At 41.9% G+C, this 18,077-nt stretch carries 16 protein-coding genes and 1 pseudogene; 15 read left to right on the top strand and 2 right to left on the bottom strand.

All coding sequences use genetic code 11. The features are described 5' to 3' along the window. The 5 genes and pseudogenes from Q7A53_RS04150 to Q7A53_RS04130 all read left to right on the top strand — a co-directional run. Positions 1-108 (top strand): annotated as a pseudogene (locus Q7A53_RS04150) (hypothetical protein); the annotation flags it as partial. 171 nt (positions 109-279) lie between these two features. Continuing rightward, the gene (locus tag Q7A53_RS04145) at positions 280-855 is read left to right on the top strand and encodes an outer spore coat protein CotE (protein WP_411787836.1); all 576 of its coding nucleotides are present in this window, start codon (positions 280-282) and stop codon (positions 853-855) included. Positions 856-987: 132 nt separating this feature from the next. After that, the gene (mutS, locus tag Q7A53_RS04140; protein WP_411787835.1) at positions 988-3,558 is read left to right on the top strand and encodes a DNA mismatch repair protein MutS; all 2,571 of its coding nucleotides are present in this window, start codon (positions 988-990) and stop codon (positions 3,556-3,558) included. Between the two features lie 13 nt (positions 3,559-3,571). Next, complete coding sequence (mutL, locus tag Q7A53_RS04135) at positions 3,572-5,437, top strand: DNA mismatch repair endonuclease MutL (protein ID WP_411787834.1); 1,866 nt, start codon at positions 3,572-3,574, stop codon at positions 5,435-5,437. A 103-nt stretch (positions 5,438-5,540) separates the two neighbouring features. Further along, the gene (locus tag Q7A53_RS04130; RefSeq protein ID WP_411787833.1) at positions 5,541-6,191 is read left to right on the top strand and encodes an SIMPL domain-containing protein; all 651 of its coding nucleotides are present in this window, start codon (positions 5,541-5,543) and stop codon (positions 6,189-6,191) included. A 120-nt stretch (positions 6,192-6,311) separates the two neighbouring features. Here the strand turns inward: Q7A53_RS04130 and Q7A53_RS04125 are convergent, their stop codons facing one another. Further along, on the bottom strand, positions 6,312-6,671 hold the full coding sequence (locus Q7A53_RS04125; RefSeq protein WP_411787832.1) for a helix-turn-helix domain-containing protein: 360 nt from the start codon (positions 6,669-6,671) through the stop codon (positions 6,312-6,314). Between the two features lie 188 nt (positions 6,672-6,859). Here Q7A53_RS04125 and miaA point away from each other — a divergent pair, with 188 nt between their 5' ends. The 7 genes from miaA to glnA all read left to right on the top strand — a co-directional run bounded on the left by miaA (position 6,860) and on the right by glnA (position 13,647). Next, the gene (miaA, locus tag Q7A53_RS04120) at positions 6,860-7,789 is read left to right on the top strand and encodes a tRNA (adenosine(37)-N6)-dimethylallyltransferase MiaA (RefSeq protein WP_411787831.1); all 930 of its coding nucleotides are present in this window, start codon (positions 6,860-6,862) and stop codon (positions 7,787-7,789) included. 45 nt (positions 7,790-7,834) lie between these two features. Further along, positions 7,835-8,059, top strand: coding sequence for an RNA chaperone Hfq (gene hfq / locus Q7A53_RS04115; RefSeq protein WP_411787830.1), 225 nt, complete (start codon positions 7,835-7,837; stop codon positions 8,057-8,059). Positions 8,060-8,267: 208 nt separating this feature from the next. Then, the gene (locus Q7A53_RS04110) at positions 8,268-9,206 is read left to right on the top strand and encodes an AAA family ATPase (RefSeq protein ID WP_411787829.1); all 939 of its coding nucleotides are present in this window, start codon (positions 8,268-8,270) and stop codon (positions 9,204-9,206) included. An 80-nt stretch (positions 9,207-9,286) separates the two neighbouring features. Next, the gene (gene hflX, locus Q7A53_RS04105; protein WP_411787863.1) at positions 9,287-10,525 is read left to right on the top strand and encodes a GTPase HflX; all 1,239 of its coding nucleotides are present in this window, start codon (positions 9,287-9,289) and stop codon (positions 10,523-10,525) included. Positions 10,526-10,540: 15 nt separating this feature from the next. Beyond that, on the top strand, positions 10,541-11,779 hold the full coding sequence (locus Q7A53_RS04100) for a methionine gamma-lyase family protein (RefSeq protein WP_411787828.1): 1,239 nt from the start codon (positions 10,541-10,543) through the stop codon (positions 11,777-11,779). A 107-nt stretch (positions 11,780-11,886) separates the two neighbouring features. After that, on the top strand, positions 11,887-12,291 hold the full coding sequence (locus Q7A53_RS04095; protein ID WP_411787827.1) for a MerR family transcriptional regulator: 405 nt from the start codon (positions 11,887-11,889) through the stop codon (positions 12,289-12,291). A gap of 24 nt (positions 12,292-12,315) precedes the next feature. Beyond that, entirely contained in the window at positions 12,316-13,647 is a 1,332-nt protein-coding gene (gene glnA, locus Q7A53_RS04090) for a type I glutamate--ammonia ligase (RefSeq protein WP_411787826.1), read from the top strand. A 326-nt stretch (positions 13,648-13,973) separates the two neighbouring features. Here glnA and lexA read toward each other — a convergent pair whose 3' ends face one another. Then, a complete protein-coding gene (gene lexA / locus Q7A53_RS04085; protein ID WP_411787825.1) occupies positions 13,974-14,597 on the bottom strand; it encodes a transcriptional repressor LexA in 624 nt (207 codons plus the stop codon). 321 nt (positions 14,598-14,918) lie between these two features. Between lexA and Q7A53_RS04080 the strand changes: the two genes are divergently transcribed. From Q7A53_RS04080 to tkt, 3 genes are all read left to right on the top strand, one after another. Then, positions 14,919-15,569 (top strand): YneB family resolvase-like protein, encoded by a 651-nt coding sequence (locus Q7A53_RS04080; RefSeq protein WP_411787824.1) that lies wholly within the window; start codon positions 14,919-14,921, stop codon positions 15,567-15,569. 79 nt (positions 15,570-15,648) lie between these two features. Then, positions 15,649-15,882: a DUF896 domain-containing protein gene (locus Q7A53_RS04075; protein WP_411787823.1), complete on the top strand. Its 234-nt coding sequence runs from the start codon at positions 15,649-15,651 to the stop codon at positions 15,880-15,882. A gap of 176 nt (positions 15,883-16,058) precedes the next feature. Next, positions 16,059-18,065 (top strand): transketolase, encoded by a 2,007-nt coding sequence (gene tkt / locus Q7A53_RS04070; RefSeq protein ID WP_411787822.1) that lies wholly within the window; start codon positions 16,059-16,061, stop codon positions 18,063-18,065. Positions 18,066-18,077 lie beyond the last annotated feature (12 nt).

Genomic DNA, 18,077 nt, shown 5'->3' with positions numbered 1-18,077 from the left:
AGTACTATCTCCAGAGAAGTGACAAATGAAGTTATTCGATCAACTGGAGGAGATGTACTAAAAGGAGAAACAGGTTCAAAAGTGGATAATAGCCCTTGTAATCACTGATTTTAACACTTCCGTCAGAAGAGAATTCTCTTCTGACGGATTTTTTTTGTACAATTCTATGGGCGTTTGCATAGAATGAATTACACACGTCCTAAAGCCATTATTATTTTTAGTCACCAACCGCCCAGCTCAAACATAGGATGGGTGGTAGAATAAGGAGGAGTGAATCCTATGTCATATTTTGAACGTGATTACAGGGAGATCATTACCAAGGCTGTAATCGGGAAAGGTAAGAAGTTCACAGAAACGAAGCATACCATCAGCCCCTCCCATCGTCCAACTAGTATTTTAGGATGCTGGGTCATTAATCACATTTATAACGCGAAGAAGAAGGGCGATCATGTCGAAGTGTCTGGAAGTTATGATATCAACGTGTGGTATTCGTATAATGATAATACGAAAACAGAAGTGGTAACAGAACGAGTCAATTATTGTGACCAAGTTCCACTTCATGTAAAAGATCATAATTGTATCCACGACGACGTTGAAGTGATCGCAAAAGCTGTTCAGCAGCCAAACTGTCTTGAAGCGAACATATGCGCTCAGGGTCAGAAAATCTGCGTAGAGGTAGAAAGAGAGTTTGTCGTTGATGTTATTGGTGAAACCAAGCTTTGTGTGAAGGTCGACCCTCATGGCTGTGATCAAGAGGATGACTATGAAGTCGAATTATCATCCGATGATTTCTCGGCGATTGAGACTGACTTCCTTCCATCGTCAAGCAGCAGCTCCAATGGCAGTCACGAGTAGAAAGCTCAGTCCTTGCTGATTCAGCGAGGATTTTTCTTTTTTTGCAAGGACAAGCGTACACGTTCAGGACGTCTTGTTAAATGTGCTATAATTGTACCGTGATGAATTTTGTACGTTTTGGAGGATTTTTGTATGGCACAATACACACCTATGATGCAGCAATATTTAAAGATTAAAGCGGATCATAAGGATGCGTTTTTATTTTTTCGTTTAGGAGATTTTTATGAGATGTTCTTTGATGATGCCCTAAAAGCATCGAAGGAACTGGAAATTACATTAACCAGTCGGGAAGGAGGTTCTTCCGACCGGATTCCTATGTGCGGAGTGCCTTATCATTCTGCAGAAAATTACATAAAGCAATTAATTGGTAAAGGCTTTAAAGTGGCGATTTGCGAACAAGTCGAAGATCCTAAAGCTGCCAAAGGCGTTGTTAAGAGGGAAGTTGTTCAGCTGGTGACTCCTGGGACGGTCATGGAAGGGAGTATGCTCGAGGACAAAGAGAATAACTACTTGGCATCGTTAACTGAGTTTTCTGATGGAACATTTACAGTCAGCTATAATGATTTGACCACAGGAGAAAATAGTATCGCCCTTGTGACCGGCGGCTTTGACGCAGCGATCAGTGAACTTTACAATCGGCCGGTTAAAGAGGTTGTAGTATCAAGTGAGATGGCGGAAGAGCAATTGGAAATGCTGGAAGGAAGGCTGGGCTGCACGGTTTCCTTTGAAGACCGTACAGAGATTGAAGATGCTTTCAGCGGTTTAACGGAAGGAATCCATCAAGAGAAGTTTTTAACTGGGTTTGGCCGGATGCTTCAGTATATTAAACATACACAAAAGCGGGCTCTTGACCATCTAAGGCCTGTGCAAGTCATTGAATTACAAGAATTTATGTCTCTCGATATGTATTCCAAGCGTAATTTGGAACTGGTTGAAACGCTAAGGAAACAGGGGAAATCAGGGAGCCTTTTATCAGTTTTGGATCAGACCATTACCTCCATGGGGGCGCGAATGCTGAAAAAATGGCTGGAACGACCGCTGCTCTCCAGGAAAGAAATAGAAACTCGTCATGACCAAGTGGCAGGGTTTTTGGAGAATTACTTTGAACGGGAAGATTTACGGGAACAGCTGATTTCTGTGTATGATTTAGAACGACTGGCCGGACGCATCGCTTATGGGAATGTAAATGCGCGTGATTTAATTCAACTGCGTCATTCTTTATCTCGTATTCCTGATATTTTGGCGACCTTGCAGACATTTGACCATCCAGCGATGAAGCAATTGTTCGAAACCATCGACCCTCTTGAGAGTTTGAAGCAGTTACTTGTGGAGAGTATTGGTGAAGATCCTCCTCCTGTTATCAAAGAAGGAGGAGTGATCCGTGACGGCTTTAACCCTAAACTGGATGAATATCGAGATGCTTCTAAGAATGGGAAGCAATGGATCGCACAATTAGAAGCGAAGGAAAGGGAATCGACTGGAATTCGTTCGCTTAAGATTGGCTATAACCGGGTGTTTGGCTATTATATTGAGGTAACACGCGCAAATTTGAAGTACCTTCCGGAGGGGCGGTATGAACGTAAACAAACGTTAACCAATGCTGAACGGTATATTACCCCTGAGCTGAAAGAGAAAGAATCCCTCATTTTAGAAGCTGAGGAAAAGAGTGTTGAATTGGAATATGAACTCTTTCTGGAAGTACGCGAACGGGTGAAGGCCTACGTTCATAAATTGCAGTTTCTGGCAGAACAGATCAGCCGGATTGATGTTTTACAGGGGTTTGCCCAAATAGCTGAAAAGAATGATTACCATCGTCCTGCCTATCATGAAAAGCGGATCGTAGACATTAAACAGGGCAGGCATCCAGTTGTAGAAAGAGTAATGAAGGGAGAATCCTTTGTTCCTAACGATATTTATATGGATGAAGAGACAGATGTCCTGCTTATTACCGGCCCCAACATGTCGGGGAAGAGTACGTATATGCGTCAGCTTGCTTTAACGGCAATTATGGGTCAGATGGGAAGCTTTGTCCCCTCTGAATCTGCAATTCTGCCAATCTTTGATCAAATCTTTACCAGAATAGGAGCGGCTGATGACCTCGTTTCAGGTCAGAGTACTTTTATGGTAGAAATGCTGGAAGCGAACCATGCGCTTAGTCATGCTACAGAGAAAAGTTTGATTCTTCTAGATGAAATCGGCCGGGGAACAAGTACTTATGACGGAATGGCTTTAGCTCAGGCGATCGTTGAACATATTCATCAGCATATTCGTGCCAAGACGATGTTCTCTACCCACTATCATGAATTAACGAGCTTGGACCTAGAGCTGGATCGATTAAAAAATGTTCATGTAAGAGCGGAAGAGTATGAAGGGAGAGTTGTATTTCTGCACCAGATTAAAGATGGAGCTGCGGATGAAAGCTACGGGATCCATGTCGCCCAGCTTGCCAATATGCCTGACTCTTTAATTGACCGTGCAGCTGATTTGCTTGCTCAGTTAGAAAAAGGCGCAGAAAACGAAGTGGCAGCGTCGGCAGAAGATGACCAGCAGCTAAGTCTATTTGTTGAGGAAGCCCGGCCAGCTCCGAAAGCAAAAGCGGAAACTCCCCTTGAAAATCAACTAAAGAAGCTGAATTTAATGGAAATGACACCTATGGACGCTATGAATGAACTCTATCGTCTGAAGAAACAGATAAAGTCTTGAGGAGGTGTGCTTAATGGCAAAAATCCAGTTGATGCCAGACCACTTGTCTAATAAAATTGCCGCGGGAGAAGTAGTGGAACGGCCTGCCTCTGTCGTTAAGGAATTAGTAGAAAATAGCGTAGATGCTGGGAGCACCTGGATAACGATCGAGCTCAAGGAAGCTGGCCTTGAAAGTATTCAGATTACCGACAACGGAGCAGGGATGGAAGAAGAAGATTGTGAACGGGCATTTTACAGGCATGCCACAAGTAAAATTACGAATGAGCATGACTTATTTCATGTTCGCACGCTGGGGTTTAGAGGCGAGGCACTTGCAAGTATTGCGGCGGTCAGCCGGTTAAAACTCCAATCTTCTACTGGGGACCATGCTGGCACTTGTCTTGAGCTTGAAGGTGGCAGGCTTTTGAGTAAAACGAAAAGTGATGCCCGACAAGGAACTGAAATTAGTGTGAATGAGTTATTTTTCAATACTCCTGCACGATTGAAATATATGAAAACGATTCATACCGAATTGGGACACATTACGGATGTTTTAAACCGGATGGCGCTTTCCCACCCAGACATCAGGTTTACATGCACTCATAATGATAAGCAACTGTTCCAAACAAATGGCAGAGGGGATCTTCTCCAAGTCATCGCAAAGATTTATGGTGTAAATGTGGCGAGGAAAATGGTGCCGATTGAAACGGAAACCTTGGATTTTAAAGTGAAAGGTTATATAGCAAAACCTGAAATCACAAGAGCATCCAGAAGTTATATGTCGACAATGGTAAATGGCAGGTATATAAGGAGCATTGCTTTAAACAAGGCAATTCTGCAAGGTTATCATACATTACTTCCTATTGGTAAATCACCAATATCGGTGTTGAATATTGAGATGGATCCAATATTAGTGGATGTTAACGTTCATCCTGCGAAACTTGAGGTGCGCTTTAGTAAAGAAAAAGAATTATTTCACGCTATTGAGGAAGCCATTAGACAAGCATTTAGAAAACAGACGCTGATTCCTCACGTAGAAGATACTAAATCGAAGCCCGTTAAACAAAAAAGTGAACAGAAAACCTTTCAGTTTCATGAAAAACAGCCAAGCGATCATCAGGAAGAGGCTCACGAAGAGAGGGAAACATCCTTCGCTGAACTTATTCAGCAGGCACCCTCACAACCATCAGATAGTTATGAACAGGTTCAGCATTCTGTGGTGCGGGAAATGAATGAGGAGGAACGAGCGGTCCCTGCAGAACGGAGAGCAGAGACTAAAGAAGAAACAAAAGAGGAAGCAAATGAAAAAGACGACGGAAGAGTTCCGCCTTTGTATCCCATTGGCCAGCTGCATGGGACCTATATCATTGCCCAGAATGAAAATGGCATGTACATTGTTGATCAGCATGCAGCTCAGGAAAGAATTAAGTATGAATTTTTCCGTGACCAGCTCGCTGAAGTTGATCATGAGGTACAAGAGTTGCTCGTTCCGTTAACTTTTGATTTTTCACGTCAGGAAGCTTTGAAAATTGAAGAATTTAAAGAGGATTTAACCCAGGTTGGACTGTTTTTCGAACCGTTTGGTACGACGACATACATCATTCGCAGCCATCCGCAGTGGTTTCCAAATGGATTTGAAGAAGAAGTTATTCAAGAAATGATAGAACAATTAATGACTGAAGATAGAATTGATGTGCTAAAGCTGCGGGAAGAAGCGGCTATTCTTATGTCTTGTAAACGATCCATTAAAGCGAATCATTATTTAAACTTATCCGATATGACAAGACTTCTGGAAGACTTAAGAAATTCTACGGATCCATTCACTTGTCCACATGGACGGCCAATTATAGTCTTCTTTTCAGAGTATGAAATGGAAAAAATGTTTAAACGAGTCATGTAAACCCTGAACCCGTTCTCGGGAGTCAGGGTTTTTTATTTTTGCTTTCTATGCATAATTTTTCATTAAGAAACATGAACTGAATAAAAGGGAGGCTGCTAAGAAGATGCAAAAGGAAGTGAATCCTTTGCCTTATATGGTTGTGAATGGAGAAGGTGTGGTAACCGCAGAACCTAATTCTGCCGTTATCGAGTTAGGTGTACAGACGGAAAATAAAAATGTAGCAGCTGCTCAACAGGAGAATGCTGAAACGATGCATCAGATCCTCCAGTCTTTATTAACTTACGGGGTAGGGGAGGGGGCAATTCAAACGTCCCAATACACGGTATCACCTAAGTATGATTTTATAGATGGAGAGCAGGTATTAAAGGGATACCAAGTTAATCACCTTATTCGGATTACTGTAGGTCAGGTTGAAAATACGGGCGTAATAATTGATAGTGCAGTTTCTAATGGAGCGAATCAAGTAGCCGGAATCACATTTACTGCTAGAGATTTAGAAACCTACGAGCAGCAGGCATTAAGTGGGGCAATGGATGATGCGCTGGTAAAAGCGAGAACATTAGCCTCAAACATGCAAGTAAATATGAATCCTGTTCCGATTAAAATTATTGAAACGACGAGCGCCTCGGGTTCTATTACTCCTATGTATTTCAAGACTCAAGCAGCGGCATCGTCAACCCCTCTCATGCCTGGACAATTAGAAATAAGAGCAGCTCTTGAAGTTCAATTCGAATATGGAAAAAGAAGGGAGTAACGACGGACTGGTGATGAAAAGAGTAAGTTACAAATATTTAAAACTTAAAAAACCATAACCAGTTAACATAACAACGTTACGTCAACTGGTTATGGTTATATTTATAAGAGAATAAATGCATTACGAAATATTTTTTTGCTGCAAGAGAAAACGGAAGTAGTTTTCAATTTGTTTAATTTCCTCCGGCTGTACTCCGAACCAGGCTTTTTTATCAAAAAAGACGGGGTGGTCATAACCCTGATTCTTCAAGTGTTCTTTGATTTCCCGCATCTCATCCTCTGTTTCATCACTCAGTCCTAATAAATAATCAGCTGTCGTGTGAAGGGCATGAGCAATTTTGGTTAAATCCTCAAGATCAGGAGAAGTATATTGACGCTCCCAATTAGAAACGACTTGAGCAGATACACCAACTTTTTGAGCTAACATGGTTTGAGTTAACCGCCGTTCTTTACGTAGAGATCGAATTCTATCATGGACCACGAAAAGACCGCCTCCTTTTTTATATCATACCACAAACTAACGAAATGCGATAGTGAGACTAACGAGTTTTTTGATTTTTTATAACGGAATCCGTTAGTACTTGTAACGGATTCCGTTATTTTGCGTCGTGAGGTATGATTCTATCAAGGTTCATGTATAATGAAAGAAAGTTAGGAAGGTGAAGATATATGAAGCCCTTAGTCGTTTCTGTAGTTGGACCGACAGCGGTAGGTAAATCACGCTTAGGAGTGGAAATTGCTAAGCAGTTTTCGGGAGAAGTGATCAGCGGTGATTCTATGCAGATTTATCGCGGTATGGATATCGGGACAGCGAAGGTTACAACCAAAGAAATGGAAGGAATTCCTCATCATATGATTGATATTAAAAATCCTCAGGAATCTTTTTCGGTGGCAGAGTTTCAAGAAAAAGTGCAGTCGCTGATCGTTGAAATTACAGAACGAGGTCATTTACCTGTTTTAGTTGGAGGAACTGGACTTTACATACAGGCAACGTTATTTAATTTTAATTTTTCGGATCAACCTAAAGATGAAGAAGTTTACAAACGCCTTGAAGAAGAACTGAAAATAGAGGGCGCTGAGGCTATGTACGCCCGTCTGGTGAAGATTGATCCTTCCCAGGCTGCAAAGATCCACCCCAATAATGAACGGCGTGTGCTTCGTGCTCTCGAGATTCATGAGGCAACAGGGAAAACAATGAGTGAGTATCAGAATTTGCAGGCGGAAGATGGTGATTTTCGTCCAATCATTATTGGGTTGGAAATGGACCGGGAGCAGCTGTATAAGCGCATCAATATGAGAGTTGATGAAATGATGAAAGATGGATTGCTGGAGGAGGTTGAGGCTCTTTACAGGGATGGTTTAGAAGATGCCCAATCTATGAAGGCAATAGGATATAAGGAATTTGTTCCATATTTAAAGGGCGAATACTCCCTGGACCGGGCCGTTGAATTGTTAAAAAGAAATTCGAGAAGGTATGCGAAACGACAATACACCTATTTTAGAAACAAAATGCAGGTTCAATGGTATGAAGTGACTGAGGAAAACTATGAAGACAAATTTACAACAATTTTACGTGATTTAGCAGGAATGATGCAGTAAAACATAGAATGGTATTAATATAGATAGAAAAGAGGAGGAAGATTCATGGCTCAGACCGTAAATATTCAGGACAACTACTTAAACCAATTAAGAAAAGAACGTATGCAAGTGACGGTCTTTCTGCTCAATGGTTTTCAATTGCGTGGAGTAATAAAGGCGTTTGATAATTTTACTGTATTACTTGAAACGGATGGGAAGCAGCAGCTCATCTTCAAGCATGCAATTTCAACCTTTGCTCCAATGAAAAATGTGACATTGGATAAAGAATAGAGAATGACAGCGGGCGCACAGAAGCGCCCGCTTTTTCTTTTGTGCTGATATTTCGACCGTTACCGCTGTCCTTAGGAAAAACAAAAGGAGGCATCATGGATAGAATGGTTTTCTCCTCTGCTCAGCCTTCCTGACTGACTTCCCTTAGGCGTTTGTCACAGCTTTTGGAGATTATGCGTATGATGAAGGGAAATGAGGAGGGATCCATGTGCATCCGCAAGCTAAAGCTGTTCGATCTGGTACGATAAATATTGTGCTGAATGAAACAAAAGGAAATCCCATTGCCGTTCAGCAGATTCAGGCTCAAGAAACATCGATCAAACCTTTTCTTAGGATTGATGAATTCTTTTCTACCATTATAGGAATGAAGGATTTAAAGAAACGAGTGAAAGAAATCTATGCTCAAGTTCTAATTGCCCAGAAGCGAAAGGATTTGGGACTTAAGCCAAATACTCAAGTATTGCATATGGTCTTTAAAGGAAATCCGGGAACGGGAAAAACAACGGTTGCGAGAATGGTAGCTCAATTATTTAAGGAAATGAATGTTTTAGAGAAGGGGCAGTTTATCGAGGCAGACCGATCGGATTTAGTGGGGGAATATATTGGTCATACCGCACAAAAGACCAAAGATTTAATTCATAAAGCCATTGGAGGCGTTCTCTTTATTGATGAAGCATATTCTTTGGCGCGTGGAGGTGACAAGGATTTTGGAAAAGAAGCGATCGATACGATTGTGAAATGCATGGAAGACCATCATGACCGTTTAATTATGATTCTTGCTGGTTATCCAGAGGAAATGGACCAATTTCTACGTATTAACCCTGGTTTAGCTTCGAGGTTTCCAATTCAATTGCCATTTTCTAATTATTCAGCAGCAGAATTGTCTGCAATAGCCTCCAAAATGTTGGAAGAAAGGGATTACTGCTTAACTCCTCAAGCCGAACGGAAGCTGTATGATCATTTGATTTCTGTATGTGCCCACTCCCCTTACAACTTTTCGAATGCAAGGTATGTTCGTAATCTAATTGAAGAAGCAATCCGAAAACACGCTTGGAGAGTAATTAGCAGTAACAATCAAAAGAAGACCGCCCTAATGACGCTCGAAGTAAATGATTTTTGTGGAATCAACCATCTTTCCTGCCCTTAATTCTGCAGGAATACCGTTTGCTGGTTATTTTTGATATTATGAAAGGAAGGATGGTTTAGAAAAGAGGGTGACCCAAGTTGATAGATAAAGAAAAAGTAATCCTTGTAGCAAGAAAAGCACCAAGAGAAGATGAAGAGCGGTTTAACTACTCTCTGGAAGAGCTGCAGTCTTTAACGGAAACAGCGGACGGAGAAGTGTGTAAAGTTGTAATCCAAAATCGGGAACGTGTTCATCCGGCAACCTACTTAGGGGAAGGTAAGTTAGAAGAAATAAAAATTCTAGCTGAAGAGTTTGAAGCTGATTTAATTATTTTTAATGATGAATTATCACCGGGTCAGTTAAGGAATATCTCAGATCGGACAGATAGGCGGGTAATTGATCGCAGTCAGTTGATCTTAGATATTTTTGCTGGCCGTGCTCATACCAAGGAAGGGAAGCTTCAAGTAGAACTTGCTCAGCTTGAGTATCTGCTTCCACGCCTGGCTGGGCAAGGAACTGCATTATCGAGGCTTGGCGGCGGGATAGGGACCCGTGGGCCAGGGGAAACAAAACTAGAAACAGACCGCCGTCATATTCAACGGAGGATAGATGATATTAAAAAACGATTAAACACGGTCGTCAAACAGAGGGATCAATATCGTAAGCGGAGGAAAGAAAATAAAGCGTTTCAAATTGCGATTGTCGGATATACCAATGCCGGGAAATCGACCTTCTTTAATCAAGTGACAGAAAGTGATTCTTTTGAGGAGAACTTGTTATTTGCCACATTAGATCCTTTAACAAGGCAATTCAGTCTGCCTTCAGGCTTTCAGGCCCTGTTGTCCGATACAGTCGGTTTCATTCAGGATTTACCGACTACTTTGATTGCTGCCTTTCGCTCAACGCTTGAAGAAGTAACGGAAGCAGACTTTATTCTTCATATGGTAGACGCGGCTCATCCAGATCATCTTCACCAGGAACACATTGTGCTTAAACTGCTTGAGGAACTGGGAGCGAGCCAATTGCCAATGCTTACTGTTTACAATAAAAAGGACCTAGTGGAAGGAGATTTTATTCCACCGGCGTTCCCTTCTTTATCGGTCAGTGTGCACGACTCCATTGATGTGAAGCGGATCCTACATAAAGTAGAAGAAGTGATCAAGGATGACTGGTATGAATACGATGTGTTTGTACCTGCAGGTGAAGGAAAAAGACTTCAGGAATATAAGAAATTCAGCATAGTAACCAGCATGCAATTTTATGAAGAACGGGAAGGATATGCACTTCACGGATATATCCATCCAGACCACCCATTAAAACACAAGATTATACAAAAGTAAGGAAGAATGCGGCTCATGAATATTGAACAAGCTTTACGAGAGACGGAAGAATCCATTAGAAATTACCATGATGAGATTAATCGAAAGGTGGAAAAAAACCAGCGGAAAGTATTACAAGCTTTTCAGGCCCTGCGAGTTAGTGATGCACACTTTAATCCGACCACGGGCTATGGGTACGATGACTTTGGGCGAGATACGCTGGAAGCTCTTTATGCGGCAATCTTTAACGCGGAAGATGCCCTCGTTCGTCCTCAGCTGATCTCGGGAACGCATGCGATTACAACCAGTTTATTTGGAGTTCTGCGCCCTGGAGATGAACTGCTTTATATTAGTGGAGAACCTTATGATACACTCGCAGAAGTAATTGGGAGCAGTGGAAAAGACACGGGCTCCCTAAAGGACTTTGGTATCACTTATCAGTCCATACCGCTTACCAATGAACATGATTTTGACAAAGCAGAAATCGAACGTGCATTGTCTAACCAAACGAAAGTGGTGGCTATTCAGCGGTCAAAAGGCTATTCTGAACGGCCTTCCTTTCGTATAGAAGAGATTGAAAAGATTATTCAATACGTCCGTTCAATGAAAGACGATGTAATTATTTTCGTCGATAATTGCTACGGTGAATTTGTAGAAGAGCGGGAGCCTTTGGAGGCAGGAGCGGATTTAATTGCAGGTTCTCTCATTAAGAACCCTGGCGGCGGGCTGGCAAGAATCGGTGGGTACATAGCGGGGAAAAAAGAGCTGATTGAATTATGCAGTTACCGCCTCACTGCGCCTGGATTAGGGAAGGAAACGGGTGCTACGGTAAATAGTCTCCAGGAAATGTATCAAGGAATCTTCCTTGCTCCACATGTTGTGGGAGAAGCTCTTAAAGGAGCAGTATTCACAGCTAAATTTCTAAATGAGCTGGGCTTTAAGACTAACCCTTCCTACGATGTTCCGCGTACCGATCTCATTCAGTCGGTAAGTTTTGAAAACGCCAGCCAAATGGTTCGGTTTTGTCAGACCATTCAAGCGGCATCACCGATTAACTCTCATGTGACTCCTCACCCTAGCCCTATGCCTGGATATGAGGATGACGTGATTATGGCGGCCGGCACGTTTATCCAGGGAGCCAGTTTAGAGCTTACGGCAGATGGCCCGATCCGTCCGCCTTATACTGCCTTTGTCCAAGGCGGGTTAACCTATTCTCATGTAAAAATTGCTGTCACCACGGCAGTGGAACAGCTGCTGAGTGAAAATATTATGTAAGATTATAAGCGCTTTCTTTTTTTATGTAAACAATCCTAACATTCATTGACATATCACCTTCGTGTCGTATAATGAAAGTATCATTTCTTTTGGGAGGAGGCAATTCGATGAGTGATGAAATTCGTCGTTCGATGCCGCTATTCCCGATGGGGATTGTTCAATCTTTAACTGACCTGTCTGCGCGGCAAATCCGTTATTATGAGCAGCACAAACTTGTGACTCCTGCAAGATCAGATGGCAATCGCCGTCTGTTTTCCTTTAACGACGTAGATCGTTTGTTAGAGATAAAAGATCTCATAGAAAAAGGAGTAAATATGGCAGGAATTAAGCAGGTTCTGGAGCTGACGGACCAGCCGAAGAACGAGCCCTATAACGAAGAGCGCGTAGAAGAGGTCCACAATGAACTTTCTGAAAAAGAACTTCGTCGTATGTTACAGCAAGAACTATTCACTTCGGGAAGACAAGGTAAACTTGGATTACGACAGGGAGAATTATCACGATTTTTCCATTAAAGCAGTTCGGGAGGAGACGAGGCAATGGGATTAACCAGAGAAGAAATTTATAAGAAAATTGATGAGGAAAATGTTCGTTTTATCCGGCTTCAATTTACTGACATGCTGGGAACTATTAAAAATGTGGAAATACCATTAAGCCAGCTGGATAAAGCTATTGATGGATTAATGATGTTTGATGGATCCTCGATTGAAGGGTTCGTACGCATAGAAGAATCAGATATGTACTTAGTACCAGATTTAGATACTTTTGTAGTTTTCCCATGGACTTCTGAGAAAGGTAAAGTGGCACGCTTTATCTGCGATATTTATAATCCTGACAAAACCCCATTCGAGGGCTGTCCGCGTTATAATCTTAAACGCAACCTTAAAAAGATGGAGGAATTGGGTTTCTCTGCATTCAATATTGGAACAGAACCGGAATTCTTTCTATTCAAACTTGGGGAAGATCGGGAACCTACGTTGGAATTGAATGATAAAGGCGGATATTTCGACCTGGCACCTACCGACCTTGGGGAAAACTGCCGCCGGGACATTGTTTTAGAACTTGAAGAGATGGGATTTGAAATTGAAGCCTCTCACCATGAAGTGGCTCCAGGACAACATGAGATTGATTTTAAATATTCGGATGCTGTGAAACATTGCGATGATATTCAAACGTTTAAGCTTGCAGTTAAAACGATTGCACGTCAGCATGGACTGCATGCCACCTTTATGCCTAAACCGTTATTTGGCGTGAACGGATCCGGAATGCATGCGAATATGTCCTTGTTTAATGAAAATGGCAACGCATTCTTTGATGAAAAAGGTGACAAACAGCTCTCTAAAGTTGCTTACCATTTTACAGCGGGCATCATTAAACATGCGACGAACTTTACAGCGGTGACTAATCCCACTGTAAATTCCTATAAGCGTTTGGTGCCTGGCTATGAAGCTCCTTGTTATGTAGCTTGGTCCGGCCGTAACCGGAGTCCGCTGATTCGCGTACCGACTTCACGAGGGTTAAGCACCCGTATCGAAGTACGTAGTGTGGACCCATCTGCTAACCCATACATGGCTATGGCCGTGTTACTTGCTGCAGGGCTTGACGGGGTGAAAAATAAGTTAGAAGCTCCAACTCCAGTAGACCGGAATATTTATGTTATGAACAAAAAAGAACGTGAAGCTCATGGAATTAAAGATCTTCCAGCTACACTATTTCATGCGCTTGAAGAATTGGAAAAAGATCCAATTATGGTGGAAGCGCTTGGCGAACACCTATTCGAACATTTTATTGAAGCAAAAGAAATCGAATGGGATATGTTCAGAACCCAGGTTCACCCTTGGGAACGAGAACAATATTTACAGACGTATTAATCTTCTCACCCTTGATGTTAATAGCATCAAGGGTTTTTTTGTGAACAAATAGTAACTGGCGCACCGTTGTTTTTTGATTACTACAGTCAAAGTGAAGTTGAGACACAAGAAAATGATTCATCAAAACGCTCGAAAAAAAAGACTGGCCGGAGTTCGGTCAGTCTTTTTAGTCTTCTAGGAAATGATCATACGATTTCGGTTTGAATAGCTTTAGGTATATCCAGCTCCAGGGATTAGCCAATAGAAATCAGCGATCGCTCTCCGCGGATAATGAACCACCCGCCCCCCCGTTTGTCGGTGCTCACGATTCGCTTGCGCTTTCTTCTTTAATGAACAGTACGGTATAAACCGACTACTTTACCTAATATCGACACATCATTTAAGAGGATCGGATCCATGGTCGCGTTTTCCGGCTGCAGCCTAATGTGATTTTTTTCTTTAAAGAAGCGCTTAACAGTTGCTTCTTCGTCTTCTGTCATGGCTACTACAATGTCTCCGTTTTGAGCGGTTTGCTGCTGTCTGACAACGACCATGTCACCATTTAATATGCCAGCTTCGATCATACTTTCCCCTTGAACAATCAAAACAAAGGTGTTCTGGTCTGATCCGGCAAGTGAATCAGGAAGTGGAACATATTCTTCAATGTTCTCGACTGCAGTAATGGGAGAACCTGCGGTAACTTTACCAATGACAGGTGCATAAGCTGCTTCGCTTCTAGGAATACTATGGTCTTCTTCAAGCTCTATTACTTCTATTGCTCTAGGTTTTGTCGGGTCTCTGCGAATATACCCTTTTTTCTCTAGTCTGGATAAATGCCCGTGAACAGTAGAACTGGAAGCGAGGCCAACAGATTGGCCAATTTCACGAACGGATGGGGGATAACCCTTTAATAAAACCTGTTCTTTTATAAAATCTAGTATTTCCTGCTGCCGTTTTGAAAGTTTACTCATAGATTGACACCTCATACATAGGATTATAGTAACCACATTGTACCATGCATAAAAAATAAATACAAACAAGCGTTCGAATAAATGGGTTGACAAGAACCTTTGTTCGTATATAATTGGAATTAACAAAAGGCGAACAAAAGTTCTTAGGAACGTTCGTTCTTAAAATGGAGGGAATCTAATGTTTAATAAACTATCAAAGCTTGATGTTACTTATCTTGTTCTATTTATTGCGAGTTTAGCATTCTTATATTTCTCTATGGTGATTACAGGATAAAGTATATTATGATAAGAAGTAGTTTTATTAGAGAGGGTTAAGTGATCATGAGAGTAATACTATATTGCCGTGTAAGTACGGAAAAAGAAACCCAGGTTTCTTCCTTGAAAAGGCAGAGGGAAGAATTATATGCGATGGCAGCAGAGCACGGCATGGAAGTGTTGGATTGTATAGAAGAACGAGCGAGCGGTTACGAGGTTGAACGGGAAGGTCTCTACCGCTTGCTTCAATACTTCTCCAGTGAAGAAGCTGAAGGGCTTCTCATTCAGGATGAAACTAGACTTGGGCGGGGGAACACCAAGATTGCTTTATTTCATCAGCTGCAGAAACTGGGAGTGAAGATCTACTCCCTTTCTCACGATGGTAAATTAGAAATCTCGGAATCTGATTCAATGGTTTTGCAAATCGTAGGGATTGTAGAGGAGTACCAGCGGAAAATACATAATATGAAGATTCGCAGAGGGATGAAAAAAGCTGTTCAGAATGGATACAACCCGGCTAACAATCTTTCTAATCTTGAGGCAGCTTCTGGCAGGGAGCGAATTGAATTTCCAATCGAAGAAGTAGTGCGTTTAAGGCGAAATAAACTGACCTTTAAAGATATAGCTGCCACTCTAAGAGGGTTGGGGTATGATGTATCAAAAGCTACCGTTCATCGCAGGTATCAGGAATACGAATCACTTGAAAATAAAGAATGATCGCGTTACTATAGTAGAGACAAGGGCTTAAATGCGCTTGTCTTTTTCATGGATACTTCCAAATAAAGGGGTATGTAATATGTTGTCTAAAGAAAAAATTAATCGTATTAATGAATTAGCTAATAAATCAAAGCAAGAAGGCTTAACTAAGTCTGAGAAAGAAGAACAAAAGGAATTGCGTCAGCAGTATTTAGGAAATGTCCGTAAATCCTTTAAGAATCAGTTAAAAGGAATGAAGGTCATTGACCCGAATGGGAAGGATGTAACTCCTGAAAAGCTGAAGCAAATGCAGAAAAATGAAAAAAAACACTAATAAACTTTCCGCACCTGAGTGAAGGTGCGGATTCTTTGTTTGGAAGTAATTGGTGTTCCGGTAGAGCTCTTGCTTGAAAAAAACAGGAAATCACTGTAGAGTGCTTGTCACTGGAGCATTTTCATTATAGGATAAAACATGTTACATATAACAGAAATGAAAGGAGATTTTTGAACATGGCAAACAGCCTTGAACAAACTTCAATAAACACGATTCGTACACTAGCAATTGATGCAGTAGAAAAAGCAAACTCTGGACATCCAGGGATGCCGATGGGCGCTGCCCCGATGGCCTATACTCTTTGGACGAAATTTATGAACCACAATCCTAGTCATTCTCACTGGTTTAACCGTGACCGTTTTGTATTATCGGCAGGGCACGGCTCTATGCTTTTATACAGCCTGCTTCATCTTTCCGGTTATGATGTAAAGATCGATGATTTAAAGTCTTTCCGCCAATGGGATTCCAGAACTCCAGGACACCCTGAGGTTCACCATACAGACGGTGTAGAAGCAACAACCGGACCGCTGGGTCAGGGACTTGCAATGTCTACAGGTATGGCGATGGCCGAGGCCCACTTAGCAGCAAAATACAACCGTGACGACTATAATGTAGTTGACCACTATACGTTCGCAATTTGCGGAGACGGAGATTTAATGGAAGGCGTTTCACAAGAATCTGCTTCTCTTGCCGGCCACTTGGGCCTTGGTAAACTAGTCGTTCTTTATGATTCCAATGATATCTCCTTGGATGGTGATCTGGATCGATCCTTTAGTGAAAGCGTTGAGAAGCGCTATGAAGCTTATGGCTGGCAGGTTATTCGCGTAGAAGATGGAACGGACACAGAAGAAATTGCCCGTGCGATTGAAAGTGCAAAACAAAACACAGATCAGCCGACGATGATTGAAGTGAAAACTGTAATTGGTTACGGTTCTCCAAATAAATCAGGTAAGTCTGCTTCTCACGGTGCTCCGCTTGGAGAAGAAGAAGTGACAGCAACGAAAGAATATTATAAATGGGAACATGAACCATTCCATGTACCTGAGGAAGTTTATCAGGATTTTAAAGATAAAGTCCAAGCGAATGGACAGCAGCAAGAGGATTCCTGGAATGATCTAATGAAGGGATATAAAGAAGCTTATCCTGAGTTAGCTGAAGAACTGGAAGCTGCCATTAAAGGCGAACTTCCTGAAGGGTGGCAAAATCAGCTGCCTACGTATAAAGCCGGAGAAGACAAGTTAGCTACCCGTGCTTCTTCTGGAGAAGTTATTAATGCTCTTTCCAAAACGGTTCCTTATCTATTTGGAGGAAGCTCTGACTTAGCAGGCTCTAACAAAACGTCTGTTAAAGAAGAAGAAGATTTCTCAAGAGAGAATTATGCTGGACGTAATATCTGGTTTGGCGTGAGAGAATTTGCTATGGCTTCTGCTTTAAATGGAATGGCGCTTCATGGCGGCTTAAAAGTATACGGCGGTACCTTCTTCGTATTTAGTGACTATCTGCGTCCTGCTCTACGTCTATCAGCAATTATGGATGTACCAGTCAATTATGTATTTACTCATGACTCTGTCGCCGTTGGTGAAGATGGCCCAACTCATGAACCTGTAGAACAGCTTGCTTCTCTTCGCGCGATTCCTAACTTGTCCGTTATCCGTCCGGCCGATGGAAATGAAACGAGTGCAGCTTGGAGACTTGCATTAGAATCTAACAAAACACCTACAGCACTAGTTCTTACACGTCAAGGACTTCCAACTCTGGAAGGAACGGATGAAAAATCTTACGAAGGCGTGAAAAAAGGTGGATATGTAATCAGTGACTCCGAGAAGGAAGAACCAGATGCGGTTCTGCTGGCATCAGGCTCTGAAGTTCAGCTTATTATTCAGGCACAAGCCGAACTGAAGAAAAATGGCTACGATGTGCGAGTTGTAAGTATGCCATCCTTTGACCGATTTAATGCTCAAAGTAATGAATATAAAGAAAGCGTACTTCCTAATCAGGTTCGTAAGCGTTTAGCTGTTGAAATGGCTGCATCCTTCGGCTGGGATCGTTACGTAGGTCTTGATGGTTCAGTAATTGGAATCGATACCTTTGGCGCCTCTGCACCAGGAGAAACAGTTATTGAAAATTATGGCTTTACCGTTGAAAATGTTGTGAAACATGCAGAAAACCTTATGAATTCCTAAAGTCTTTTTAAT

The organism is Halobacillus rhizosphaerae, from assembly GCF_046719735.1.
Taxonomy (GTDB): domain Bacteria; phylum Bacillota; class Bacilli; order Bacillales; family Halobacillaceae; genus Halobacillus_B; species Halobacillus_B rhizosphaerae.
This window is presented reverse-complemented; position numbering and strand designations above follow the sequence as displayed.